Annotated in this window: 25 protein-coding genes and 1 tRNA gene; 15 read left to right on the top strand and 11 right to left on the bottom strand. The window is 59.1% G+C overall.

What is annotated here, in order from left to right; genetic code table 11:
- The first annotated feature begins 85 nt into the window (after positions 1-85).
- The 15 genes from ACA075_RS23425 to nadA all read left to right on the top strand — a co-directional run bounded on the left by ACA075_RS23425 (position 86) and on the right by nadA (position 11,817).
- Positions 86-832 (top strand): YebC/PmpR family DNA-binding transcriptional regulator, encoded by a 747-nt coding sequence (locus ACA075_RS23425; protein WP_056741401.1) that lies wholly within the window; start codon positions 86-88, stop codon positions 830-832.
- Positions 833-990: 158 nt separating this feature from the next.
- Positions 991-1,515 (top strand): crossover junction endodeoxyribonuclease RuvC, encoded by a 525-nt coding sequence (gene ruvC / locus ACA075_RS23420; RefSeq protein ID WP_090187433.1) that lies wholly within the window; start codon positions 991-993, stop codon positions 1,513-1,515.
- 115 nt (positions 1,516-1,630) lie between these two features.
- Positions 1,631-2,248: a Holliday junction branch migration protein RuvA gene (gene ruvA, locus ACA075_RS23415; protein ID WP_497295634.1), complete on the top strand. Its 618-nt coding sequence runs from the start codon at positions 1,631-1,633 to the stop codon at positions 2,246-2,248.
- Positions 2,249-3,310, top strand: a complete 1,062-nt coding sequence (gene ruvB / locus ACA075_RS23410; protein ID WP_219095501.1) for a Holliday junction branch migration DNA helicase RuvB — start codon at positions 2,249-2,251, stop codon at positions 3,308-3,310.
- A gap of 127 nt (positions 3,311-3,437) precedes the next feature.
- Complete coding sequence (gene ybgC / locus ACA075_RS23405) at positions 3,438-3,905, top strand: tol-pal system-associated acyl-CoA thioesterase (RefSeq protein ID WP_010457477.1); 468 nt, start codon at positions 3,438-3,440, stop codon at positions 3,903-3,905.
- Positions 3,895-4,590 (top strand): protein TolQ, encoded by a 696-nt coding sequence (gene tolQ / locus ACA075_RS23400; RefSeq protein ID WP_008147369.1) that lies wholly within the window; start codon positions 3,895-3,897, stop codon positions 4,588-4,590. Before ybgC ends, tolQ begins: the two co-directional genes overlap by 11 nt.
- A gap of 23 nt (positions 4,591-4,613) precedes the next feature.
- Positions 4,614-5,066: a protein TolR gene (gene tolR, locus ACA075_RS23395; RefSeq protein ID WP_161807482.1), complete on the top strand. Its 453-nt coding sequence runs from the start codon at positions 4,614-4,616 to the stop codon at positions 5,064-5,066.
- Positions 5,066-6,145: a cell envelope integrity protein TolA gene (gene tolA, locus ACA075_RS23390; RefSeq protein ID WP_131059802.1), complete on the top strand. Its 1,080-nt coding sequence runs from the start codon at positions 5,066-5,068 to the stop codon at positions 6,143-6,145. Before tolR ends, tolA begins: the two co-directional genes overlap by 1 nt.
- Before the next feature lie 29 nt (positions 6,146-6,174).
- Positions 6,175-7,443, top strand: a complete 1,269-nt coding sequence (tolB, locus tag ACA075_RS23385) for a Tol-Pal system beta propeller repeat protein TolB (protein ID WP_461976189.1) — start codon at positions 6,175-6,177, stop codon at positions 7,441-7,443.
- Positions 7,444-7,495: 52 nt separating this feature from the next.
- The gene (pal, locus tag ACA075_RS23380) at positions 7,496-7,993 is read left to right on the top strand and encodes a peptidoglycan-associated lipoprotein Pal (protein ID WP_003178634.1); all 498 of its coding nucleotides are present in this window, start codon (positions 7,496-7,498) and stop codon (positions 7,991-7,993) included.
- Between the two features lie 6 nt (positions 7,994-7,999).
- Positions 8,000-8,839, top strand: a complete 840-nt coding sequence (gene ybgF, locus ACA075_RS23375) for a tol-pal system protein YbgF (RefSeq protein WP_497295633.1) — start codon at positions 8,000-8,002, stop codon at positions 8,837-8,839.
- Positions 8,840-9,005: 166 nt separating this feature from the next.
- Positions 9,006-9,653 (top strand): 7-carboxy-7-deazaguanine synthase QueE, encoded by a 648-nt coding sequence (gene queE / locus ACA075_RS23370; RefSeq protein WP_219095497.1) that lies wholly within the window; start codon positions 9,006-9,008, stop codon positions 9,651-9,653.
- 1 nt (position 9,654) lies between these two features.
- Positions 9,655-10,347, top strand: a complete 693-nt coding sequence (gene queC / locus ACA075_RS23365; RefSeq protein ID WP_497295632.1) for a 7-cyano-7-deazaguanine synthase QueC — start codon at positions 9,655-9,657, stop codon at positions 10,345-10,347.
- 63 nt (positions 10,348-10,410) lie between these two features.
- A tRNA-Lys gene (locus ACA075_RS23360) sits at positions 10,411-10,486 on the top strand.
- 272 nt (positions 10,487-10,758) lie between these two features.
- Positions 10,759-11,817 (top strand): quinolinate synthase NadA, encoded by a 1,059-nt coding sequence (gene nadA, locus ACA075_RS23355; RefSeq protein ID WP_497295631.1) that lies wholly within the window; start codon positions 10,759-10,761, stop codon positions 11,815-11,817.
- 125 nt (positions 11,818-11,942) lie between these two features.
- Here nadA and ACA075_RS23350 read toward each other — a convergent pair whose 3' ends face one another.
- The 11 genes from ACA075_RS23350 to arcA all read right to left on the bottom strand — a co-directional run bounded on the left by ACA075_RS23350 (position 11,943) and on the right by arcA (position 25,086).
- The gene (locus tag ACA075_RS23350; protein ID WP_497295630.1) at positions 11,943-12,431 is read right to left on the bottom strand and encodes an RDD family protein; all 489 of its coding nucleotides are present in this window, start codon (positions 12,429-12,431) and stop codon (positions 11,943-11,945) included.
- 96 nt (positions 12,432-12,527) lie between these two features.
- A complete protein-coding gene (locus ACA075_RS23345; RefSeq protein ID WP_003175786.1) occupies positions 12,528-12,740 on the bottom strand; it encodes a cold-shock protein in 213 nt (70 codons plus the stop codon).
- Between the two features lie 405 nt (positions 12,741-13,145).
- Complete coding sequence (gcvT, locus tag ACA075_RS23340) at positions 13,146-14,270, bottom strand: glycine cleavage system aminomethyltransferase GcvT (protein ID WP_497295629.1); 1,125 nt, start codon at positions 14,268-14,270, stop codon at positions 13,146-13,148.
- Positions 14,271-14,308: 38 nt separating this feature from the next.
- On the bottom strand, positions 14,309-15,685 hold the full coding sequence (locus ACA075_RS23335; RefSeq protein ID WP_145309233.1) for an L-serine ammonia-lyase: 1,377 nt from the start codon (positions 15,683-15,685) through the stop codon (positions 14,309-14,311).
- 193 nt (positions 15,686-15,878) lie between these two features.
- Entirely contained in the window at positions 15,879-18,731 is a 2,853-nt protein-coding gene (gene gcvP, locus ACA075_RS23330) for an aminomethyl-transferring glycine dehydrogenase (protein ID WP_497295627.1), read from the bottom strand.
- Between the two features lie 9 nt (positions 18,732-18,740).
- A complete protein-coding gene (gene gcvH, locus ACA075_RS23325) occupies positions 18,741-19,124 on the bottom strand; it encodes a glycine cleavage system protein GcvH (RefSeq protein WP_219095485.1) in 384 nt (127 codons plus the stop codon).
- 438 nt (positions 19,125-19,562) lie between these two features.
- Positions 19,563-21,071, bottom strand: a complete 1,509-nt coding sequence (gcsR, locus tag ACA075_RS23320) for a transcriptional regulator GcsR (RefSeq protein WP_497295625.1) — start codon at positions 21,069-21,071, stop codon at positions 19,563-19,565.
- A 218-nt stretch (positions 21,072-21,289) separates the two neighbouring features.
- Entirely contained in the window at positions 21,290-21,652 is a 363-nt protein-coding gene (locus ACA075_RS23315; protein ID WP_497295623.1) for a DUF5064 family protein, read from the bottom strand.
- A gap of 12 nt (positions 21,653-21,664) precedes the next feature.
- A complete protein-coding gene (arcC, locus tag ACA075_RS23310) occupies positions 21,665-22,594 on the bottom strand; it encodes a carbamate kinase (protein ID WP_219095483.1) in 930 nt (309 codons plus the stop codon).
- 155 nt (positions 22,595-22,749) lie between these two features.
- Positions 22,750-23,760 carry an ornithine carbamoyltransferase gene (locus tag ACA075_RS23305; protein WP_497295622.1) on the bottom strand — a complete coding sequence of 337 codons (1,011 nt, stop codon included), beginning with the start codon at positions 23,758-23,760 and terminating at the stop codon, positions 22,750-22,752.
- Positions 23,761-23,829: 69 nt separating this feature from the next.
- Positions 23,830-25,086, bottom strand: coding sequence for an arginine deiminase (gene arcA / locus ACA075_RS23300; RefSeq protein WP_497295620.1), 1,257 nt, complete (start codon positions 25,084-25,086; stop codon positions 23,830-23,832).
- Positions 25,087-25,118: the final 32 nt, after the last annotated feature.

Here is a 25,118-nt window from a genome sequence, read left to right as displayed (position 1 = left end):
CTTTTCTTTAGGTTGAGATTTTTTGTTGCTGGCCGACACAGCGTGCGCGGCGGGCGATGTTTCAAAGAGAAATTCGGAGCGAGATATGGCGGGTCATTCCAAGTGGGCGAACATCAAGCACCGCAAAGAACGTCAGGATGCCAAGAAGGGCAAGATTTTCACCAAGTGGATTCGTGAGCTGACCGTTGCGGCCCGTCAGGGCGGCGGTGATCCGGGTTCCAACCCGCGTCTGCGCCTGGCGCTGGACAAGGCGCTTGGTGCGAACATGAGCCGCGACATCATTGATCGCGCAGTCGCCCGCGGTGCCGGTGCAGCCGATACCGACGACATGGTCGAGCTGAGCTACGAAGGCTACGGCCCGGGTGGCGTGGCGGTGATGGTCGAGTGCATGACCGACAACCGTAACCGCACCGCAGCCGCTGTTCGCCATGCGTTCAGCAAGTGCGGCGGCAACCTGGGGACTGACGGTTCGGTGGCCTATCTGTTTGAGCGCAAGGGGCAGATTTCCTTCGCGCCGGGTGTTGATGAAGACGCGCTGATGGAAGCGGCCATGGAAGCGGACGCCGATGACGTGGTCACCCATGAGGACGGCTCGATTGACGTGTTCACCTCGTTCGCCGGCTTCTACTCCGTACGGAACGCGCTGGAAGCGGCGGGTTTCAAGGGCGATGACGCGGAAATCGTGATGCTGCCGACCACCAGTGCCGAACTGGACCTGGAAGGCGCCGAGAAGGTGCTCAAGCTGATCGACATGCTTGAAGACCTGGATGACGTGCAGAATGTCTACTCCAACGCGGACATTCCCGAGTCGGTAGCCGCGCAGCTCGGATAAGGGCGACTAAGATTCAGTGTGGGAGCTGGCTTGCCTGCGAGGGCGGCGTGTCAGGCTACATCATGGTTTGATGTGCCTACGCCATCGCAGGCAAGCCAGCTCCCACATTTGTTATTTGCTGTAATGAATATTGTGTTTTTAATGAACCCGCAGGCGTTATGACTTTAATTCTTGGTATCGACCCCGGTTCGCGCATCACCGGTTATGGCGTGGTACGTGATACCGGGCGTGGCTGCGTGTACGTGGCGTCGGGCTGCATTCGCACCGGGTCCGGCGAATTGCATGAGCGTCTGCAAATCGTCTATCGCGGTGTGCGTGAAGTCATCCAGACCTACGGCCCTGTGACCATGGGCATTGAAAAAGTCTTCATGGCGCGCAATGCCGACTCGGCCCTGAAGCTCGGTCAGGCCCGGGGCGCTGCGATCGTGGCGGGTGCCGAAGAAAGCCTGGAAATCGCCGAGTACACCGCGACCCAGGTCAAGCAAGCGGTGACCGGCACTGGTGCCGCCAATAAAGAGCAGGTGCAGATGATGGTCATGCACATGCTGAAATTGACCAGCAAGCCACAAATCGATGCTTCGGATGCCCTGGCCATTGCCATTTGCCACGCTCATACCCGTTCCAGCCTGTTGCCCCATGGCCTGGGAGCGGCACGCAGTCGTGGCGGGCGCCTGCGTCTCTGATAGCATCAGCAGTCATTTTTAGGGAATGAGGGTTTTGCGCCTGTGTTGTCGGCGCAAAACCCTTGTTCTGTCAGTCGCCAGTCGTTGATCTGGCCAACGCTCAAGGATCTGAAACGTGATTGGACGCTTGCGCGGCACACTGGCTGAGAAACAGCCGCCGCACCTGATTCTGGATGTAAACGGTCTGGGGTATGAGCTGGAAGTGCCCATGACCACGCTGTATCGCTTGCCGTCGGTCGGTGAACCGCTGACCTTGCACACCCATCTGGTTGTTCGTGAAGACGCGCAGTTACTCTATGGCTTCTTCGGCAAGCGTGAGCGAGACTTTTTTCGCGAGTTGATCCGTCTCAATGGTGTGGGGCCGAAATTGGCCCTGGCGTTGATGTCGAGCCTGGAAGTGGATGAGCTGGTCCGTTGCGTGCAATCCCAGGACACCTCGGCGCTGACCAAGGTGCCGGGCGTGGGCAAGAAGACGGCCGAGCGTTTGCTGGTGGAGCTCAAGGACCGCTTCAAGGCCTGGGAAACCGTGCCGGCGATGTTCGCCCTGGTGCCGAACCAGCCGGGTGGGCCTGATGCGCCATCACCGGTCGCCACCGCCGAAAATGACGCGGTCAGCGCGCTGATTTCCTTGGGCTACAAGCCGCAGGAAGCCAGCAAGGCGATTTCTGCAATCAAGGAGAAAGGTTTGAGCAGTGAAGACATGATTCGTCGTGCCCTGAAGGGAATGATCTAAGTGATTGAAGCTGATCGTCTGATTGCCGCCACGCCTGGCCCTCGCGACCGCGAGGAAGTCCAAGACCGGGCGATTCGTCCTGTCAGCCTGGCCGAGTACATTGGCCAGCCGACTGTTCGCGAGCAAATGGAATTGTTCATCCAGGCCGCTCGCGGGCGTAACGAGTCCTTGGACCACACGCTGATTTTCGGCCCGCCGGGTCTGGGTAAAACCACCCTGGCCAACATTATTGCCCAGGAAATGGGCGTGTCGATCAAGAGCACTTCGGGTCCGGTGCTTGAGCGTCCGGGTGATCTGGCTGCGCTGTTGACCAATCTCGAGCCCCACGACGTGCTGTTTATCGACGAAATCCATCGGCTCTCACCGATCGTCGAGGAAGTGCTGTATCCGGCCATGGAAGATTTCCAGCTCGACATCATGATTGGTGAGGGGCCGGCCGCGCGTTCGATCAAGCTCGATCTGCCGCCGTTCACCCTGGTGGGTGCGACGACCCGTGCCGGCATGCTGACCAACCCGTTGCGCGACCGGTTCGGGATCGTCCAGCGCCTGGAGTTCTATAACACCGCCGACCTGGCAACAATTGTGAGCCGTTCGGCGAACATCCTCGGCTTGCCGCTGGACCCAGAGGGTGCCTTTGAAATCGCCCGTCGCGCCCGTGGCACCCCACGGATCGCCAACCGGTTGTTGCGCCGGGTTCGGGATTTCGCCGAAGTGCGCGCCAAGGGCCACATCACCAAGCCGATCGCCGACCTGGCCTTGAACCTGCTGGACGTCGACGAACGTGGCTTCGATCACCAGGATCGACGTCTGTTGTTGACCATGATCGAGAAGTTCGACGGTGGGCCGGTGGGCGTGGACAGTCTGGCCGCAGCGATCAGCGAAGAACGACACACCATTGAAGACGTGCTGGAGCCGTATTTGATCCAGCAAGGCTACATCATGCGCACGCCACGGGGGCGGGTGGTCACCCGGCACGCGTATCTGCACTTCGGTTTAAACATTCCGTCACGAATGGGCGAGATGCCCGTGGTAGACGAGTTCCTCGATGCGGTAGACGATTAATCACCTTTGCGGGCTGATTTATTCGGGATTTGCGCGGTCCTAGGACCGTGCTTTTGCCAGAAAACCGTGAATCAATGAAAAACAGTTGCCTGGCTGGATTGGCAACCTGAGGAGTAAGCACTAGAGTATGCGCGCGCAAAACGGGCTTGAGCCTTTCGCACTTCGTTGTCGCGTTTATTACGAGGACACCGATGCGGGCGGCATCGTGTATTACGTCAATTACCTTAAGTTTATGGAACGGGCTCGAACCGAGCGGCTCCGGGATCTGGGTTTTGCCCAGTCCCAGCTGGCAGGAGAGGACCTGTTGTTTGTCGTGCATTCCAGCGAAGCGCGTTATCACGCGCCGGCGCGACTGGACGACGAGCTTCTGGTAAGCGCTGAAGTAATCGAATTGAACCGTGTCAGCCTGCGCTTCAAGCAGCAGGTCAGGCGAGCCACGGATAATGCGCTGCTCTGCGAAGGGCAGTTTCTGGTGGCCTGTGTGCGCACTGAAAGTTTAAAACCCCGGGCCATTCCCGAAGCTCTACGTGCGGCCTTTGCCGACGTGAGCGGCGCGGGTACACACTCAAAGCAGGAGATAAAGCGTGGAAGCTAACGTCGTCGACCATTCCTCCATGTGGAGCCTGGTCAGCAATGCCAGTATCGTGGTGCAACTGGTAATGCTGATCCTGGTAGCCGCATCGGTGACCTCATGGATCATGATCTTTCAGCGCAGCAACCTGCTGCGCGCCGGTCGACGTGCCCTGGAGAGCTTTGAAGAGCGCTTCTGGTCCGGCATCGACCTGTCCAAACTCTACCGTCAGGCTGGCAGCAACCCAGACCCGGATTCGGGCGTCGAGCAGATCTTCCGTGCCGGTTTCAAGGAATTCTCCCGTCTGCGCCAGCAGCCAGGCGTTGACCCGGAAGCGGTCATGGAAGGCGTGGCCCGTGCCATGCGCGTCGCCATTTCCCGCGAAGAAGAAAAGCTCGAACAGAGCCTGCCGTTCCTCGCTACCGTCGGTTCTGTCAGCCCGTACATCGGTCTGTTCGGTACGGTCTGGGGGATCATGAACTCCTTCCGTGGCCTGGCCACTGCCCAGCAAGCGACCCTGGCCACCGTGGCTCCGGGTATTGCTGAAGCACTGATTGCTACCGCGATCGGCCTGTTCGCCGCCATCCCGGCCGTTATCGCTTACAACCGTTTTGCTGCTCGCAGTGAGACCCTGCTGGGCCGTTACTACACCTTCGCCGATGAATTCCAGGCGATCCTGCACCGCAAAGTGCACACCAGCGAAGAATAAGCAGGTAATTTCCAATGGCTTTAATCGCTCGAGCTCGCAAAAAGCGCAAGCCGGTTGCCGAGATGAACGTGGTGCCTTACATCGACGTGATGCTGGTGCTGCTGGTTATCTTCATGGTGACCGCTCCGATGCTCAATCAGGGCGTGAAAGTTGATCTGCCCAAGGTTTCCAGCGAAGCCTTGCCGCAGGACAACAACACCCAGGTACTGACCATTTCGATCAAGGCTGACAAGACCTACTACTGGAACCTTGGCAGCGAAGTCGACACTGAAAAGCAACAGGACAAGGCCATGACCTTGCCGCAGATGACTGACGCGGTGACCAAGATCATTCGCGCCGGTACCGAAGGCGGCAAGCGCACCCAGGTGTTCATCCGCGGCGACAAGACCGTCGATTACGGCTCCGTGATGGGTGCCATGGGCGGATTGCAGAAAGCCGGGGTCGGTAATGTTGGCTTGATTACCGAGGCACCCTGATGCAGCAAATGCGAGAGCCGTCCGCCTCGGAAAGCTACTTCTGGCCTAGTGTCCTGGCGATTGTCTTGCACGTGCTGGTGTTCGGCATGCTGTTCGTCAGTTTCGCCTTCACACCGGAGTTGCCGCCGGCCAAGCCGATTGTCCAGGCGACCTTGTACCAACTGAAATCGAAGAGTCAGGCGACCACCCAGACCAATCAGAAGATTGCGGGTGAGGCGAAGAAATCCGCCGCGCGTCAGACCGAAGTCGAACAGATGGAACAGAAAAAGATCGAACAGGAAGCGATCAAGGCCGCGGAACAAAAGAAGGAAGATGCGGCTCAAAAAGCCGAAGAATCCAAGAAGGCCGACGAGACGAAGAAAGCGGATGAGGCAAAAAAGGCTGATGAAGCCAAGAAAGCCGATGAAGCGAAGAAGACCGCCGAAGCCAAAAAGGTTGAAGAGAAACAATTGGCTGATATAGCCAAGAAGAAATCTGAAGAAGAAGCCAAGAAAGCGGCGGAAGAAGAGGCCAAAAAAGCGGCCGCTGAAGAAGCCAAGAAAAAGATCGTCGAAGACGCGAAGAAGAAAGCCGCGGAAGACGCCAAGAAGAAATCTGAAGCTGAAGAGGCGAAGAAGAAAGTCGCCGAAGACGCGAAGAAGAAAGCTGCTGCCGATGCTGCGAAGAAGAAATCGCAGGAAGCGGCACGTAAATCCGTCGATGAGAAAAAGGCTCAGGCCCTGGCCGATTTGCTTTCCGACACGACAGAGCGTCAGCAGGCCTTGGCGGATGAGCAGGGTGATGAAGTCGCGGGTAACTTCGACGACTTGATTCGCTCCCGTGCTTCTGAAGGTTGGGCGCAGCCACCGTCGGCCCGCAAGGGCATGAAGGTGATCCTGCAGATCAACATGCTGCCTGATGGAACAATCTCCGGCGTATCGGTTGCCAAGTCCAGCGGTGATGTACCGTTCGACAGTTCAGCGGTAGCGGCGGTAAAAAATATTGGTCGATTGACCGAAATGCAGGGTCTGAAGCCAGCTGATTTCGCACCCTATCGTTCATTCAAGATGACATTCACACCTGAGGATCTAGCCTTGTGAGAAACCTTCTTCGAGGACTGCTTGTCGTCATGTTCTGCTTTGCAGGACTGGCCACCGCAGATGAAAAAAATATCCTGGTCAGCAGTGGTAGCTCCCAGGCAACTCCAATTGCCGTAGTGCCATTTGGTTTCCAGGGCGGCACCGTGCTGCCGGACGACATGGCCGAGATCATCGGCAACGACCTGCGCAACTCGGGTTACTACGCGCCGATTCCAAAGCAGAACATGATCAGCCAGCCGAGCCAGGCCAGCGAAATCATTTTCCGTGACTGGAAGGCGATCAACGCCCAATACATTATGGTCGGCAGCATCGTGCCAGCGGGCGGTCGCCTGCAGGTTCAATATGCTCTGTTCAACGTCGCCACCGAGCAGCAAGTGCTGACCGGCAGCGTGTCGGGCAGCGTCGATCAACTGCGCGACATGTCGCACTACATCGCCGACCAGTCGTTCGAAAAACTCACCGGTATCAAAGGTGCGTTCTCGACACGTCTGCTGTACGTGACGGCCGAACGCTTCTCCGAGAAGAACACGCGCTACACGCTGCAACGCTCGGACTATGACGGTGCCCGCGCCGTGACCCTGTTGCAATCGCGCGAGCCGATCCTGTCGCCGCGTTTCGCGCCGGACGGCAAGCGCATCGCTTACGTTTCGTTCGAGCAGAAGCGTCCGCGTATCTTCATGCAGAACATCGACACCGGTCGCCGTGAGCAGATCACCAACTTCGAAGGCCTCAATGGCGCACCCGCCTGGTCGCCGGATGGCAATCGCCTGGCATTCGTTTTGTCGAAAGACGGTAACCCGGACATCTACGTGATGAACCTGGGTTCGCGTCAGATCACTCGCGTTACCAACGGTCCCGGCATCAACACCGAACCGTTCTGGGGCAAGGATGGTTCGACCATCTACTTCACCTCCGACCGTGGCGGCAAGCCACAGATTTATAAAACCAGCGTCGGTGGTGGCGGTGCGGAACGCGTGACCTTTATTGGTAACTACAACGCCAACCCTAAACTTTCGGCTGATGAAAAGACCCTGGTGATGATTCACCGCCAGGATGGCTTCACTAATTTCAAGGTGGCGGCCCAGGATTTGCAGCGAGGTAGTGTAAAGATCCTCACTGATAGCACTCTGGACGAGTCACCTACTGTTGCGCCCAACGGCACCATGGTAATCTACGCCACCCGCCAGCAGGGCCGGGGAGTCTTGATGCTCGTGTCCATTAATGGACGCGTAAGGCTCCCGCTTCCTACCGCACAAGGCGAAGTCAGAGAACCTTCCTGGTCCCCTTACCTGAACTGACGCGGCGCTACACGTTTTACTTAACACACTGGGGTTCATTAGGAGTTTCACGATGGAAATGCTGAAGTTTGGTAAATTTGCTGCGCTGGCTCTGGCCATGGCTGTAGCTGTAGGTTGCTCGTCCAAAGGCGGCGACAACGCCGGTGAAGGCGCTGTTGATCCAAACGCTGGTTACGGCGCAAACACTGGTGCCGTTGACGGTTCCCTGAGCGAAGAAGCTGCTCTGCGCGCAATCACCACCTTCTACTTCGAATACGACAGCTCGGACTTGAAGCCAGAAGCCATGCGCGCTCTGGACGTTCACGCCAAAGACCTGAAAGCAAACGGCGCTCGCGTTGTTCTGGAAGGCAACACCGACGAACGTGGTACTCGTGAGTACAACATGGCACTGGGCGAGCGTCGTGCGAAAGCCGTTCAGCGCTACCTGGTACTGCAAGGTGTTTCCCCAGCTCAGCTGGAACTGGTTTCCTACGGCGAAGAGCGTCCAGTTGCTACCGGCAACGACGAGCAGTCCTGGGCTCAAAACCGTCGCGTCGAACTGCGTAAGTAATTCGTCATGCGAACGTGCCGTCGTGCTGTAACTGTTTTGGCTCTCAGCCTCGCACCGCTTGCGGTGTGGGCTGCGGTTCCTGTGGTCGATAACGACTCCGGCTATAACAATAGCGGGACTAGTAATCCGCCTGCGGGTTACGGTACGAACGGCGCCTATGCCGGGGGAGGGGTTTCGGCCCCTGTCTCGGCACAGGGCGAGCTGTTCAACCAATTGCAATCCATGCAGGAGCAGATCTCACGCCAACAGGGTGTGATCGAAGTTCTGCAAAATGATGTAGCGCGCATGAAGCAAGAGAACTTGGAGCGATATCAGGATCTTGATCGGCGCATAGGAACCGGCGTTGCACCAGCCGCGACTCCTGATAATTCTTCAACCGGTGGCAGTTTGAATGCCCCCGGTGCAGCCGCTGGCGCAGGTGCAGGAGCGGCCGCCGCTCAAGCGCCTGCTGCGGGTAGCGAGCCGGCTGACCCGGCGAAGGAAAAACTGTATTACGATGCAGCCTTCGACTTGATCAAAGCCAAGGATTTCGACAAGGCCAGCCAGGCTTTTGCCGCATTCCTGCGCAAGTACCCGAACAGCCAGTATGCGGGCAATGCCCAGTACTGGTTGGGCGAAGTGAATTTGGCCAAAGGCGATCTGCAAGGCGCAGGTCAGGCTTTTGCCAAGGTTTCGCAGCTGTACCCCAAGCATCCAAAAGTGCCTGATTCGCTGTACAAGCTGGCTGATGTAGAGCGCCGCCTCGGTCACACCGACAAGGTCAAAGGCATTCTGCAACAGGTCGTGTCGCAATACCCGGGCACTTCCGCCGCTCAGTTGGCCCAACGCGACTTGCAGCGTATGTAAGGTTGTTTGACCCGTATTGAAGAAACCCGCGCCTGTCGCGGGTTTTTTCGTTAGAATTCACGCCCTTTTTATGAAACACGCTTTTTGGGATCTGCGCGTTGGCGGGGTTCCTTGAAGTGCCTGACGGAGGCGGACAGCCTGTTTAGCTGTTATGCCCGTGGCGACTATGCAAGACACATTGAGAATCACCGAAGTTTTCTACTCGTTGCAGGGTGAAACGCGGACTGCCGGGCTGCCCACAGTTTTTGTGCGCCTGACCGGTTGCCCTTTGCGTTGCCAATACTGCGATAGCGCCTACGCGTTCACAGGCGGCACCATTCGCCCGCTCGACGATATCCTCGAGCAAGTGGCCGGTTTCCGTCCGCGTTACGTCTGTGTCACCGGTGGCGAGCCGTTGGCACAACCCAACGCCATCCCACTGCTCAAGCAGTTGTGTGACGCCGGTTACGAAGTGTCGCTGGAAACCAGTGGCGCGCTCGACATCTCGGCGGTCGATCCACGGGTCAGTCGCGTCGTCGACTTGAAAACCCCTGGTTCGAAAGAAGCACACCGCAACCGCTACGAGAACATCGAACTGCTCACGCCCAACGACCAGGTGAAGTTTGTCATCTGCTCGCGGGACGACTACGACTGGGCCGTCTCCAAGCTGATTCAGTACGGTCTGGACAAGCGTGCAGGCGAAGTGCTGTTTTCGCCAAGCCATCATGACCTGAATGCGCGAGACCTGGCTGATTGGGTGGTGGCGGACAACCTGCCAGTGCGTCTGCAATTGCAGCTGCATAAATATCTTTGGAATGACGAGCCGGGGCGCTGAGATGACTGAACAACTGAACACTGCTGAAAAACGTGCGGTCATCCTGCTGTCTGGTGGCCTCGACTCCGCGACGGTCGTGGCCATGGCCCGTGCTGAAGGCTACAGCTGCTACACCATGAGCTTCGACTACGGCCAGCGCTCGCACGCCGAGCTGCATGCCGCCGATCGTGTCGCCCGGGATCTGGGCGTGGTGGAACACAAGGTGATCGGCCTGAACCTGAACGGAATCGGCGGTTCGGCACTGACCGACAGCAGCATCGACGTGCCGGAAGTGGCGGGTGAGGGGATTCCGGTGACCTACGTGCCGGCACGCAACACGGTGTTTCTATCCCTGGCGCTGGGCTGGGCTGAAGTGCTCGGCGCGCGTGACATCTTTATCGGCGTGAACGCGGTGGATTACTCCGGTTACCCGGATTGCCGTCCCGAGTTCATCGAGTCTTTCGAGCGCACGGCCAATCTGGCGACAAAGGCCGGTGTCGAGGGCAATGGCTTCCGCATCCAGGCGCCGCTGCAGAACCTGAGCAAGGCACAGATCGTCCAGGCAGGCGTGAAGCTGGGGGTCGATTATGGGCTGACCGTTTCCTGCTATCAGGCGGATGATAACGGCCGTGCGTGCGGCAAATGCGACAGCTGCCGACTGCGTGCAGAAGGCTTTGCAGCGGCCGGCGTGAGCGATCCAACACCTTATTTTTGATTTATTTCAAATTAGGTGTTGAATAGTCCTTAAAAATCAGTATTATACGCGCCACCACACAGCGGGTCGTTAGCTCAGTTGGTAGAGCAGTTGGCTTTTAACCAATTGGTCGTAGGTTCGAATCCCACACGACCCACCATTTTTGTAGCAGTTTTAAAAGTCTGGAAGGCCCACGCAAGTGAGGATTTCCGGATTTTTTTTTGCCTGCGATTTGAGGTCGGCTCAACGCGGGGCTGCACCGCGTCACGCAGGTCAGAATCATCTTTTGCATCCACGGGATATTCTGTAGCCTTGCGCATCTTCACCGCTGTCCGTGCCTGATGATACTCACTCTCCCGGCGGTACCCTGAAGGGTCCGGAGCCGGGTGTATACTCGACTTTCGCGCGAAAGCGCCTGCAGGTCTTGCGAACATGACGCAAATTTCCGAACGCCTTCTGGTTCAAGCCCACCTCGACGCCAAGCAGCCCAAGCCGCTGACCGTCGAGGAGGAAGCTTTTTACCGTACCGCCATCGCTGCCGAGCTCAAGGCTCAGGACGCGGTGCTGGTTGCTCACTTCTATTGCGATCCGGTGATTCAGGCCCTGGCCGAAGAAACCGGTGGTTGCGTCTCCGACTCACTGGAGATGGCCCGCTTCGGCAGTGCTCACCCGGCCAAGACCGTGCTGGTCGCCGGAGTGAAGTTCATGGGCGAAACCGCAAAAATTCTCAATCCTGAAAAACGCATTCTGATGCCGACCCTGGAAGCGACCTGCTCGCTGGACCTGGGTTGCCCGGTGGATGAGTTCTCGGCGTTCTGCGATCAGCATCCGGAACGCACGGTGGTGGTGTATGCCAACACCTCGGCGGCGGTCAAAGCCCGGGCGGATTGGGTGGTAACGTCCAGTTGTGCGCTGGAGATCGTCGAAAGCCTGATGGATAACGGCGAAACCATCATCTGGGGCCCGGATAAACACCTGGGCACCTACATCCAGCGCCAGACTGGCGCGGACATGCTGCTGTGGGACGGTGCCTGCATCGTTCACGAAGAGTTCAAGTCCAAGCAGCTTGAAGACATGAAAGCGCTGTACCCGGAAGCCGCGATTCTGGTGCACCCGGAGTCGCCGACCTCGGTTATCGAGCTGGCGGATGCCGTCGGTTCCACCAGTCAGTTGATTGCGGCGGCACAGAGCCTGCCGAACAAGACCCTGATCGTCGCCACCGATCGCGGCATCTTCTACAAGATGCAGCAGCTGTGCCCGGACAAGGTCTTCATCGAAGCGCCAACGGCCGGTAATGGCGCAGCGTGCCGCAGTTGCGCGCACTGCCCGTGGATGGCGATGAACACCCTTGAGCGCACGCTGAAGTGCTTGAAGGAAGGGACTAACGAGATATTTGTGGATCCGGCGTTGATTCCGCAGGCGATTCGGCCGTTGAAGCGGATGCTGGATTTCACCCAGGCGGCGCGGATGAAACTGGCCGGTAACGCTTAAGAGTTCGCAAAAAAACTGTGGGAGCGGGCTTGCTCGCAATAGCGGTCTGTCAGTCATATCAATGTTGACTGATGCGCCGCTATCGCGAGCAAGCCCGCTCCCACATTGGTTTTCGGTGTCCGGGATTACTTGGTTTTCTTCGGAATCCGCACCAGCTGAGTGTTCGAGTACATGTCATGCCAGCTGCGTTTCTGTTTATCGAACAGTGACCAGAAGAACCCAAGACCAACACACAACAGCGACGCGATCGACACCACAAACCGCAACAGCGCCTGCCACAGGCTGATCGACGAACCATCCGCGTTCTGCACGCGAATGCACCACACCTGCATGCCCAGCGTCTGACCGGACCAGGTCCAGAACTTGGCAAAAAAACCAAACAACACAAACAGCAACACCGTCGATAGCAGTGGATCACCGTCCAGCGCGCCGGCTTCGGTCAGGGTGCGCATTTTGTCTTCACCGATGATCGCCATCTGGATCATCTTGTAAATGCCGCTGGTGACGATCAGCAGGGCGGTGCACAAGAGGAAGTCATAGAACATCGCTGCCAGGCGACGGCCCAGGGTGGCGGCGGGAAAGTCGCCCTGGGGGTTGAGCAGGTGTTTCGACATGGCAGCCTCTGGACGGAAAAAAGAATCCATTTTACGGATTTACGCGCACAAAAAAGCCCCTGATGTCAGCATCAGGGGCTTTTTCGTTACAGAAGATTAGGCTTCTGCTTGTACTTCGTCAGCCTGCATGCCTTTCTGGCCTTGCACAGCAACGAAAGTCACTTTCTGGCCTTCTTTCAGGCTCTTGAAGCCGTTGCCCTGAATAGCGCGGAAATGCACGAACAGATCCGGACCGCTTTCTGGAGTGATAAAACCAAAACCTTTCTCGTCGTTAAACCACTTGACGGTACCGCTCTGACGTTGGGACATTTCTTATTTCCTTTGACGCAATAATTAATGACAGTCTCTTTCTCATGAAAGAGTACTGGGGCTGGTTGCAGGAGAGTAAGAAGACGTCGAACGGGATGTAGCTAACTTGTAGGCTACTGCCCAGGTCACGATTCCAAGCGACCCATGCAAACACAGTGAACAAACTCTACGCCAACTACGGGAGAAAAAACAAGCCCCTGCGAGAGGCCCGGTTTTGCTCAGGTTGATGGCGTTAGTGTGTCCACTAGTGCTGGCTTATTCGATAGGGTTGTTCAATTGTTTTCGAACGTTATAAGCAACGTTCATAAACGAAGCATAGAGCCAAAGACATGCACTGTTTTATGGCGGTTGCGTTACACATTAGTGCACTGTTAACGCAACCGCGTTACTTATAGAAACAGACAATCAGCCGCGATAGTAGCGTTGTGGAACAAATGGCATTTTGCTTACAAGCAAAGGCACCTTTTTCCCACGCACAATCGCCCATACAGGTGTATCGATGGCGATGTAAGCGCTGTCGAGGTAACCCATGGCCAATGGACCACCCAGGGTTGGGCCGAAACCACCGCTGCACACGGCGCCGATGATGTCGCCCGCTTCGTTGACGATTTCTGCGCCTTCACGCACTGGCGTGCGTTCCTGAGGCAGCAGACCGACACGCTTGCGGCTGACGCCGGCTTGTTGTTGAGCGAACACGGTCTCGGCACCAGGGAAGCCGCCGGCCCGTGCGCCATCAGCGCGACGTGGCTTGGAGATGGCCCACAGCAGACTGGCTTCGATCGGGGTGGTTTCGGTGTTCATGTCGTGGCCATAGAGGCACAGACCGGCTTCCAGACGCAGGGAGTCGCGAGCGCCGAGGCCAATGGCCGCCACTTCAGGTTCAGCCAGCAGGGCGCGCGCCAGGGCTTCGGCGTTGGCGGCCGGTACGGAGATTTCGAAACCGTCTTCACCGGTGTAGCCCGAACGGCTGACAAAGCACTCGACACCCAGCAGTTTCACGCGGGTGAACTGCATGAAGGTCATCTTCGCCACTTCAGGCGCCAGACGAGCGAGTACAGTCACGGCAGCCGGGCCTTGCAGGGCCAGCAACGCGCGTTCTTCGAACAGCGGTTCGATTTTGCACTGGTCGCCAATGTGCTTTTGCAGATGCGCAAGGTCCTGATCCTTGCAGGCGGCGTTGACCACCAGGAACAGTTCGTCGTTACCCAAGTTGGCGACCATCAGGTCGTCGAGGATGCCGCCAGTTTCATTGGTGAACATCGCGTAGCGCTGCATGCCCACCGGCAGGTCGATGATGTCCACCGGCACCAGGGTTTCCAGGGCCTTGGCGGCATTGGCGCCGGTCAGGCGGATCTGGCCCATGTGCGAGACATCGAACAGCCCGGCCTGATCACGGGTGTGCTGGTGTTCTTTCATCACGCCCAACGGGTATTGCACCGGCATGTCGTAGCCGGCGAACGGCACCATGCGCGCGCCGAGTTCGATGTGCAGGGCGTGCAGCGGGGTTTTCAGCAATTGTTCGGTGGACATATTCAGCTCCTGAAAAAGTGTGCGGATGCGCGTGGGCATCAGCACTCGATAATGTTGACCGCCAAACCGCCACGGGCGGTTTCCTTGTATTTGCTTTTCATGTCGGCGCCGGTCTGGCGCATGGTGCGGATGACCTTGTCGAGGGAGACGAAGTGCTGACCGTCGCCGCGCAGGGCCATGCGCACGGCATTGATGGCTTTCACCGAACCCATGGCGTTGCGCTCGATGCAAGGCACTTGCACTAGCCCGCCAATGGGGTCACAGGTCAGGCCGAGGTTGTGTTCCATGCCGATTTCCGCAGCGTTTTCCACTTGTTGCACCGTGCCGCCAAGCACTTCGCACAGCGCGCCGGCGGCCATGGAACAGGCGACGCCGACTTCACCCTGACAACCGACTTCGGCGCCAGAGATCGAGGCGTTTTCTTTATAGAGAATGCCGATGGCGGCGGCGGTCAGCAGAAAGCGCACGACGCCGTCTTCGTTGGCGCCGGGAATAAACCGCATGTAGTAATGCAGCACCGCCGGGACGATGCCCGCTGCACCGTTAGTGGGCGCGGTGACGACGCGCCCGCCGTTAGCGTTTTCTTCGTTGACCGCCAGCGCGTACAGGTTGACCCAGTCCAGCACTGACAGCGGATCACGCAGCGCCGATTCCGGGTTCTTGCACAGCTGCCGATGCAGCGCAGCGGCCCGACGTTTGACTTTCAAGCCACCGGGCAGGATTCCTTCATTGCGGCAACCGGCGGCGACGCAGTCCTGCATCACTTGCCAGATGTTCAGCAGTCCGGCGCGGGTTTCCGCTTCCGGGCGCCAGGCACTTTCGTTGGTCAGCATCAACTGGCTGATGGACAAGCCGTACGTGGCGCAATGACTGAGCAGGTCCTTGGCGCTTTTGAACGGGAAGGTCAGTGGCGTGGCGTCTTCGACAATGCGGTCTGCGCCGGCGGCGTCTTCATCGACCACAAAACCACCGCCGACCGAGTAGTATTCGCGGCTGCGGATCTGCAGACCCGCCGCGTCGAACGCGCGAAAGATCATGCCGTTGGGGTGATAGGGCAACGGTTTGCGGATCATCGCCAGGTGTTCTTTCTCGTTGAACGCAATGCTGTGTTCGCCGAGCAGGTTCAAGCGACCATTGCCGCGAATGTCTTGCAGACGGGCGGCGACGGTTTCGGTGTTCACGGTGTCGGGGTGTTCGCCTTCCAGGCCGAGCAACACGGCCTTGTCGCTGCCGTGGCCTTTTCCGGTGGCGCCGAGCGAGCCGTAGAGCTCGACTTTGACGCAGGCGGTTGCAGTCAGCAGCCCTTCACGGCGCAAGCCTTCGGCGAAACGCGCAGCAGCGCGCATCGGGCCGACGGTGTGGGAGCTGGAGGGGCCGATGCCAATCTTGAACAGGTCGAACACGCTTAACGACATGGTTGTTCTCCGGTTTCTTGTTATAGGAATTGGCGAGAATCTTGTGACTGAATGCGGTCCTGTAGGAGCTGGCTTGCTAGCGATGGCATCACCTCGGTCGAAATGATGCACCGCGTTGATGCCATCGCTAGCAAGCCAGCTCCTACAGGTTTTGTGGCGTTCATGCGAGGGCGGACATGCCGCCCCCTATGGATCAAGCGTAGCTTTCGATCGACGGGCAAGCGCAAACCAGGTTGCGATCGCCAAACACGTTGTCGACCCGACCGACCGGTGGCCAGTACTTGCCTTCGATCAGCGACGCGACCGGGTACACCGCTTGCTCACGGCTGTACGGATGCGTCCACTCGCCGACGATTTCCGCCGCGGTGTGTGGAGCGTTTTTCAGCGGGTTGTCGTCCTTGTCCAGCGTGCCGTTTTCCACTGCGCGGATTTCTTCGCGTATGCGGATCATGGCGTCGCAGAAGCGGTCCAGTTCTTCCTTGGATTCGCTTTCGGTCGGCTCGATCATCAGCGTGCCGGCCACCGGGAAGGACATGGTCGGGGCGTGGAAACCGAAGTCGATCAGGCGCTTGGCGACGTCATCGACGCTGATGCCACTGCTGTCTTTCAATGGACGCAGGTCTAGGATGCATTCGTGCGCCACCAGGCCGTTGCTACCGGTGTACAGCACTGGATAGTGCTCTTCGAGGCGACGGGAAATGTAGTTGGCATTGAGGATCGCCAATTGCGAAGCGCGCTTGAGACCGGCGCCACCCATCATTCGAATGTACATCCAGGTAATCGGCAAAATGCTTGCGCTGCCGAACGGTGCCGCGCAGACCGCGCCTTCTTTACGCTCCATGGTGCCGTGACCCGGCAGGAACGGGGTCAGGTGCGACTTGACGCCAATCGGACCGACGCCCGGGCCGCCACCGCCGTGCGGGATGCAGAAAGTTTTGTGCAGGTTCAGGTGCGACACGTCGCCGCCGAACTTGCCCGGTGCGCAGAGGCCGACCATCGCGTTCATGTTGGCGCCGTCGATGTACACCTGGCCGCCGTGGTCATGAATGATGCCGCAGATTTCGCGGATGCCTTCTTCGAACACGCCGTGGGTCGACGGGTAAGTGATCATCAATGCCGCGAGATGCTCGCGGTGCTCGATGGCCTTGGCGCGCAGGTCTTCGATGTCGACGTTGCCGCGGGCATCGCACGCCGTCACCACCACGCGCATGCCGGCCATGTTGGCGGTGGCCGGGTTGGTGCCGTGGGCGGACGACGGGATCAGGCAGATGTCGCGACGGTCTTCGCCACGGCTCTGGTGATAGGCGCGAATCGCCAGCAGGCCGGCGTACTCACCCTGGGAACCGGCGTTCGGTTGCAGCGAGATTGCATCGTAGCCAGTCGCAGCGCACAGCATCGCTTCCAGTTCGTCGGTCAGTTGCTGGTAACCGGCGCTTTGCTCGGCCGGGGCAAACGGGTGCAGGGCACCGAATTCAGCCCAGGTCACCGGGATCATTTCGCTGGCGGCGTTGAGTTTCATGGTGCACGAACCCAGCGGGATCATGGTGCGATCCAGGGCCAGGTCCTTGTCGGCCAGCTTGCGCAGGTAGCGCATCAGCTCGGTTTCCGAGTGATAACGGTTGAACACCGGGTGGCTGAGGATCGGCGATTGGCGAACCAGCGCGGCCGGGAGGGTGCTGACCACGGAAGCGGCGAGGGCCGCGAAGTCTGGCAGCGCCTTACCGTCGGCGAACAGGGTCCACAGGGTTTCCACGTCGGCTTGCGAAGTGGTTTCGTCGAGGGACAGGCCCAGACGCTCGGTATCCACGACGCGCAGGTTGATCTGCTGGGCGCGAGCCTTGTCGTGCAACGCGGCAGTGTTGGCGCCGGTTTTAATGGTCAGCGTGTCGAAGAAGCTTTCTTGCTCGACGTTCAGACCCAATGCGCTCAAGCCTTTGGCCAGAATCGCGGTCAGGTGATGAATGCGGTTGGCGATCTGCGTCAGTCCTTTCGGACCGTGGTACACGGCGTACATGCTGGCGATGTTGGCCAGCAAAACCTGCGCGGTGCAGATGTTCGACGTGGCCTTCTCGCGGCGGATGTGTTGCTCGCGGGTTTGCATCGCCAGGCGCAGGGCCGGCTTGCCGAAGCGGTCCACGGAGACACCGACCAGACGGCCTGGCATGTCGCGCTTGAACGCATCTTTCGTCGAGAAATAAGCCGCGTGCGGACCACCGAAGCCCAGCGGCACGCCGAAGCGTTGCGCGCTGCCGATGGCGACGTCGGCGCCGAATTCACCCGGCGGAGTCAACACGGTCAGGGCCAGCAGGTCAGCGGCGACGGCGACCAGCGCGTTGGCGGCGTGGAAGCGTTCGGTCAGTTCGCGGTAATCGAAGAGATCACCGTTGCTCGCCGGGTATTGCAGCAGGGCGCCGAAGAACGGTGTCACGTCAGTCAGTGTTTGCTCGTCACCGACGACCACGTCGATGCCCAACGGCTCGGCACGGGTGCGCAGTACGTCGAGGGTTTGCGGGTGGCAATGCACGGACGCGAAGAAGGCGTGGCTGCCTTTGTTCTTGCTCAGGCGCTTGCAGAAGGTCATGGCTTCGGCAGCGGCAGTGGCTTCATCCAGCAGCGAGGCGTTGGCGATCGGCAGGCCGGTGAGGTCGCTGATCAGGGTCTGGAAGTTCAACAGCGCTTCGAGACGACCTTGGGAAATTTCTGGCTGGTACGGGGTGTACGCGGTGTACCAGGCCGGGTTTTCCAGCAGGTTGCGCAGGATCGGCGACGGCGTGTGGGTGCCGTAGTAACCCTGGCCGATGTAGGTCTTGAACAGCTGGTTTTTGCCGGCGATGGACTTGATCAACGCCAGGGCATCGGCTTCGCTCAGGCCGTCTTCCAGACCGAGGACGCTGGTGCCCTTGATGCTGTCGGGGATGACGCTGGCGCTCAGGGCTTCCAGGGAGTCAAAGCCGAGGCTGTTGAGCATCGCTTGCTCGTCGCCGGAACGCGGGCCGATGTGGCGGGCGATGAATTCGTTGGCAGTGCTGAGATTTACTTGGGACATGTCGGTTCCTCAGGCTTCGGCGTTGGCTTTGATCAGACGGTCGTAAGCGTCCTGATCCAGCAGTTTGGCGACAGCCGAAGCGTCGGTTGGCTGAAAGCGGAAGAACCAGCCTTCGCCCATCGGGTCTTCGTTGACCAGTTCAGGGCTGCTATCGAGTGCCGGGTTCACTTCCAACACATCGCCGTCTAGCGGCATGTACACGCCGCTGGCGGCTTTTACCGATTCCACGGTGGCGGCTTCAGCGCCTTTGTCGTAGGACTGCAGCTCAGGCAGTTGTACGAAAACCACGTCGCCCAGGGCGTTCTGTGCGAAGGCGGTGATGCCGACAGTGACGCTGCCGTCAGCTTCGGTGCGCAGCCATTCGTGATCTTCAGTAAAACGCAACTCGCTCATGGAAACTCCTATGGGGGCCAGACTCGTCTGGTGGACGCGATGGAATGCTTGGGCTAAAGCCCTGCTTTATGGGTGGTTACTAAGCAAGATCGCGGCCAATGTTATTTAGTCTTTATAAATCAATGGCTTGAGTCTTTTTAATACGCATAGAATTCTGACGACTGTAGCGAAATCGCTACAGCCAGAAGCAAAGAAAAAAGCCTAGGAGGATCAAAGCCTTGCACAGCGGTGATCGGGGGAGGGTGTAGCGATATCGTTCCGCTGTAGCGCTTTCAGTACAGGTGGAGGTCGTTTTTAAATAGGTTTCACTGAACACAGAACTTGTGGGAGCCAGCCTGCTGGCGATGAGGTTATGTCAGTCGACATCTTTTTCGCCTGCCACACCGCAATCGCCAGCAGGCTGGCTCCCACAGGGGGCTACGGTGTGTTTCGGCAATTTCAGGGCTTATTGGGAATCCCGTACTTGCGCAACCGATGGGCAATCGCCGTGTGGGAGGTCTGCAGGCGGCTGGCCAGTTGCCGGGTCGAGGGGTAGCTGACGTAGAGCTTTTCCAGCAGCGTCTTTTCAAACTCTTCCATCGCCTGCTCAAGGCTATCGACGTCGCTGTCACTCTGGCGCGCCACCGAGGTGCCGGCGATGTCGAGGTCGCCGATGTCCACCAGGCTGCTTTCGCAAATCGCCGCTGCACGGAAGATCACGTTCTGCAATTGCCGAACGTTGCCCGGCCAGCGGTTACCCAGCAGTGCCGGATAAGTCCCCGGCGCCAGGCGACAGACCGGGCGCTGGATCTGCGCGCAGGCCTGCTGCATGAAATAGCGCGCCAGCAGCAGGATGTCCTGACCGCGTTCACGCAGGGGCGGGACTTCGACATTCAGGACGTTGAGGCGATAGAACAAGTCTTCGCGGAACGAACCTTCGCTGACCATTTTTTCCAGGTTGCGGTGAGTCGCGCTGAGGATGCGTACGTTGACCTTTACCTCGCGATCACCCCCGACTCGCCGGAAGCTGCCGTCGTTGAGGAACCTCAGCAACTTCGCCTGCAAGTACGGCGACATTTCACCGATTTCATCGAGGAACACCGTGCCCTGGTTGGCCAGTTCCATCAGCCCCGGTTTGCCGCCCCGTTGCGCACCGGTAAAGGCGCCGGGGGCGTAGCCAAACAGTTCGCTTTCGGCGAGGTTCTCCGGCAATGCCGCGCAGTTCAGCGCCAGGAACGGCGAACTGTGCCGGGCGCTGATGGCGTGGCAGGCCCGCGCCACCAGTTCTTTGCCGGTGCCGGTTTCGCCCTGGATAAGCAACGGTGCATCCAGTGCCGCCACGCGCTGGGCACGTGCCTTGAGGGTACGGATCGCCGGGGATTCGCCGAGCAACGCATCGAAACCTTCCGCGTGATCGTGGTGCAGCGCCGAGAGGCGTTCGCCAATGCGATTCGGCTGATACAGGGTCAGCAGGGCGCCGGCGTCGGTGATCGGGGTGGCGTCCAGGAGCAGGGTCTGGCCGTTGACGGTTATTTCGCGCAGCGGCAGGCGGAAGCCATTTTCGAGCAATACGCCGAGCAGCGCCGGGTCGTCGAACAGGTCGGCGACGCTTTCACCGGCCGGTTCGCGACCGTACAACGCGATCAGCGCCGGGTTGGCCAGCAGCACTTTGCCGGCGCTGTCCAGGGCCAGCACCGGGTCGGTCATGGCGGCGAGCAGCGCATCGAGCTGCAAGTGCCGGCGTTGGCCGGGCAGGATGTCGACCACCGTCATCGCTTGAACGCCGCGCACACTGAGCAACGCATCGCGCAGTTCTTCGAGCACTTCCGGGCTCAGGGTCGGGGCATCGATGTAAACGTTGGGCGGGACCATTTCCACCGCATCCAGATTGAGATTACGCCCACCGAGCAGGGCCAGGACTTCCTGGGTAATGCCGACGCGGTCGATGAAGCTGACGTGGATACGCATGGGGCGGTTTTGGGTTCTGGAATACGGAGGGTGGCAAGTATGCCTTGGGGCGGGCGAATGGTGAAATCCTGCGCAGGACTTCAGGGTGACACATGAACCCTGTGGGAGCGGGCTTGCCCGCGATAGCGGTGTGTCAGGCAACATAGATGTTGAATGTTAAACCGCCATCGCGGGCAAGCCCGCTCCCACAGGTACAGCGTTTATCCAGGGGAATTGGGTTACTCGAAGTTCTTGAGGTCTACCGGGTCGCCGGATTTCATATCCAACTTCTCCCGGATGTCTTCAAACATCGAATCGTAATGCTTGTGGACTGAGCCTATCTGGCTGTGCTCTTTCGGAATTCCGTACTTCTCGGCAATTCTTGTCACATCCCTGGCGAAGTTATAGGCCTCCGCCTTGGGCAGGAAGAAAGGCTCTGACATGTCCTTGCCCTGAATGCTGCCGTGCATGGTGAACTGGATGCCTTGTTCCCCTTTGTCGTTCTTGCTGACCTCATAGTCGAGGTGCACGTTGTAGTTGACATCATCCGGGGTCAGCGCGTGGCGCTCGATGTGCAAGTGACCGGGCTCGAACGTTGCCATTGACGTTTCTCCTTATAAGTAAGTAATGCCAGGTGTCGCCGTGCTGATGCGCGTGCCGGCCTTGCCCTGGACGATTGCTTCGATGTCCGAGAGTGAACCGATCACTGCGGTTTTTCCAGTATGGCGGGCAAACTCGCAAGCGGCCTGCACCTTCGGTCCCATGGAGCCGGCGGCGAAGCCGAGTTTTTCCATGTCGTCAGGGTGGGCCTGGGCGATGGCTTTCTGGGTTGGTTTGCCAAAGTCGATGAACGCGGCGTTGACGTCGGTGGCGATCACCAGCAGATCGCTTTCCAGCTGTTCGGCCAGCAGCGCCGAGCACAGGTCTTTATCGATGACCGCTTCCACGCCTTGCAGTTTGCCGCTGGCGCCGTACATCGTCGGGATGCCACCGCCGCCAGCGCAGATCACGATGCTGCCTTTTTCCAGCAGCCATTTGATCGGGCGGATTTCGAAGATGCGTTTGGGTCTCGGGCTGGCCACCACGCGACGGTATTTGTCGCCGTCCGGGGCAATCGCCCAGCCTTTCTCGGCGGCAAGTTTTTCCGCCTCCGCCTTGGCGTACACCGGGCCGATGGGTTTGGTGGGGTTCTGGAACGCCGGGTCGTTGGCGTCGACTTCGACCTGGGTCAGGAGGGTGGCGAAGGGCACTTCGAAATCCAGCAGGTTGCCCAGTTCCTGTTCGATGATGTAGCCGATCATGCCTTCGGTTTCGGCACCGAGCACGTCCAGCGGGTACGGCGAAACCGAGGTGTAGGCGGCGGCTTGCAGCGACAGCAGGCCGACTTGCGGACCATTGCCGTGAGCGATCACCAGTTCGTTGCCGGCATAAATCTTGGCGATCTGTTCAGTGGCGACGCGGATGTTGGCGCGCTGATTGTCCGCGGTCATGGGTTCACCCCGGCGGAGCAGGGCGTTACCGCCCAGAGCAACGACGATACGCATAATGCAGTCCTTCTAGACAGAGAAGTAACGGGCGACACAGTTCCCTGTGGGAGCGTGGCTTGCCCGCGATGCAGAGACCTCGGTGCATCAGGTACACCGCGGCGATCCTATCGCGGGCAAGCCACGCTCCCACAAAGAGCCGACCGCATCGGTGCTTAGATATCCGCCAACGCCGACACCAGGATCGCCTTGATGGTGTGCATGCGGTTTTCCGCTTGCTCGAAGGCGATGTTGGCCGGCGATTCGAAGACTTCTTCAGTCACCTCCACGCCATTGGCCAGGTTCGGGTAGCGCGCGGCGATGTCTTTGCCGACCTTGGTTTCGCTGTTGTGGAACGCCGGCAGGCAGTGCATGAATTTCACGCGCGGGTTGCCCGAGGCTTTCATCATCGCCGCGTTGACCTGGTACGGCAGCAGTTGCTCGATGCGCTCGTCCCACGCTTCCACCGGCTCACCCATCGACACCCAGATGTCGGTGTGGATGAAGTCCACGCCTTTGACCGCTTCCTTCGGGTCTTCGGTGATGATGATGCGCGCGCCGCTTTCCTCAGCGAAGGCTTTGCACTGGGCGATGAAATCAGCGTGCGGCCACAAGGCTTTCGGTGCGGCGATGCGCACGTCCATGCCGAGTTTGGCGCCGATCATCAGCAGCGAGTTGCCCATGTTGTAGCGCGCGTCGCCGAGGTAGGCGTAGCTGATGTCGTGCAGTGGCTTGTCGCTGTGCTCACGCATGGTCAGGGTGTCGGCGATCATTTGCGTCGGGTGGAATTCGGCGGTCAGGCCGTTGAACACCGGCACACCGGCGAACTTGGCCAGCTCTTCGACGATTTCCTGTTCGAAGCCCCGGTACTCGATGGCGTCGAACATCCGCCCCAGCACGCGGGCGGTGTCTTTCATGCTTTCCTTGTGGCCGATCTGCGACGACACCGGGTCGATGTAGGTAACGTGGGCGCCCTGGTCATGGGCCGCGACTTCGAAGGCGCAACGGGTGCGGGTCGAGGTTTTTTCGAAGATCAGCGCGATGTTTTTGCCTTTCAGGTGCGGACGCTCGGTGCCGGTGTATTTGGCGCGCTTGAGGTCGCGGGACAGGTCCAACAGGTAATTGAGCTCGCGAGTCGTGTGGTGCATCAGCGAGAGCAGGCTGCGGTTGCGCATATTGAAAGCCATTTTGGATCTCCTTGGGTTTCGGTTATCCGCCTGCTTCACGCTTTATAAGCGCGAAGCAGGGCATAAAAATTAATAGTCGATAGGGTCGCGAATGATCGGGCAGGTCATGCAGTGGCCGCCGCCACGGCCGCGTCCCAGTTCGCCGGCGCTGATGGTGATGACTTCCACGCCGGCCTTGCGCAGCAGGGTGTTGGTGTAAGTGTTGCGGTCATAACCGATCACCACGCCGGGCTCCAGGGCCACCACGTTGTTGCCGTCGTCCCATTGCTCGCGTTCGGCGGCGAAGCTGTTGCCGCCGGTTTCCACCACGCGCAGCGTTTTGAGGTTGAGGGCCTTGGCGACGGTGTCGAGGAAGCTGGTTTCTTCTCGGCGAATATCGATGCCGCCCGGTTTGCTTTCGTCAGGGCGCAGGGTGAAGGCGACGATCTGGTTCACCACTTCCGGGAAAATCGTCACCAGGTCGCGGTCGCAGAAGCTGAACACGGTGTCCAGGTGCATCGCTGCGCGGGATTTCGGCAGACCGGCGACGATGACTTTCTCCACGGCTTTGTTCTTGAACAGGTTTACCGCCAGTTGGCCGATGGCCTGGCGGGACGAACGCTCGCCCATGCCGATCAACACCACACCGTTGCCGATCGGCATCACGTCGCCGCCTTCAAGGGTGGAGCTGCCGTGTTCTTTGTCCGGGTCGCCGTACCAGATCTCGAAGTCGGCGTTGGTGAACTGTGGGTGGAATTTGTAAATGGCGGTGGCCAGCAGGGTTTCCTGACGACGCGCCGGCCAGTACATCGGGTTCAGCGTCACGCCGCCATAGATCCAGCAGGTGGTGTCGCGGGTGAACTGGGTGTTGGGCAGCGGCGGCAGAATGAAGCTGGAGTGGCCGAGGAAATCGCGGAACATCTGGATAGTCTTGCCACCGAAGCTGTCCGGCAGGTCATCGGCGGAAACGCCGCCGATCAGGAACTCGGCGATATGGCGCGGCTCCAGGCTGCGCAACCACGAACCCACTTCGTGGATCAGACCCAGGCCGACCGAGTTGGCGGTGACCTTGCGTTCCAGAATCCAGTCAAGGGCTTCGGGGATGGCGACGATGTCAGTCAGCAGGTTGTGCATTTCCAGCACATCGATGTTGCGTTCACGCATCTTGGTGACAAAGTCGAAATGGTCGCGCTTGGCTTGGGCCACCCACAGCACATCGTCGAAAAGCAGCTCGTCGCAGTTGTTCGGGGTCAGCCTCTGATGGGCCAGGCCTGGGGAGCAAACCATGACTTTGCGCAGTTTGCCGGCTTCGGAATGTACGCCGTACTTAACTTTTTCCGTGGTCATTACAGTGATCCTCCAGATGACAAATGAGTCGT

Source organism: Pseudomonas sp. LBUM1663, assembly GCF_059695905.1.
The sequence above is the reverse complement of the archived record's forward strand: the minus strand, read 5'-3'. Positions and strand labels throughout refer to the sequence as shown.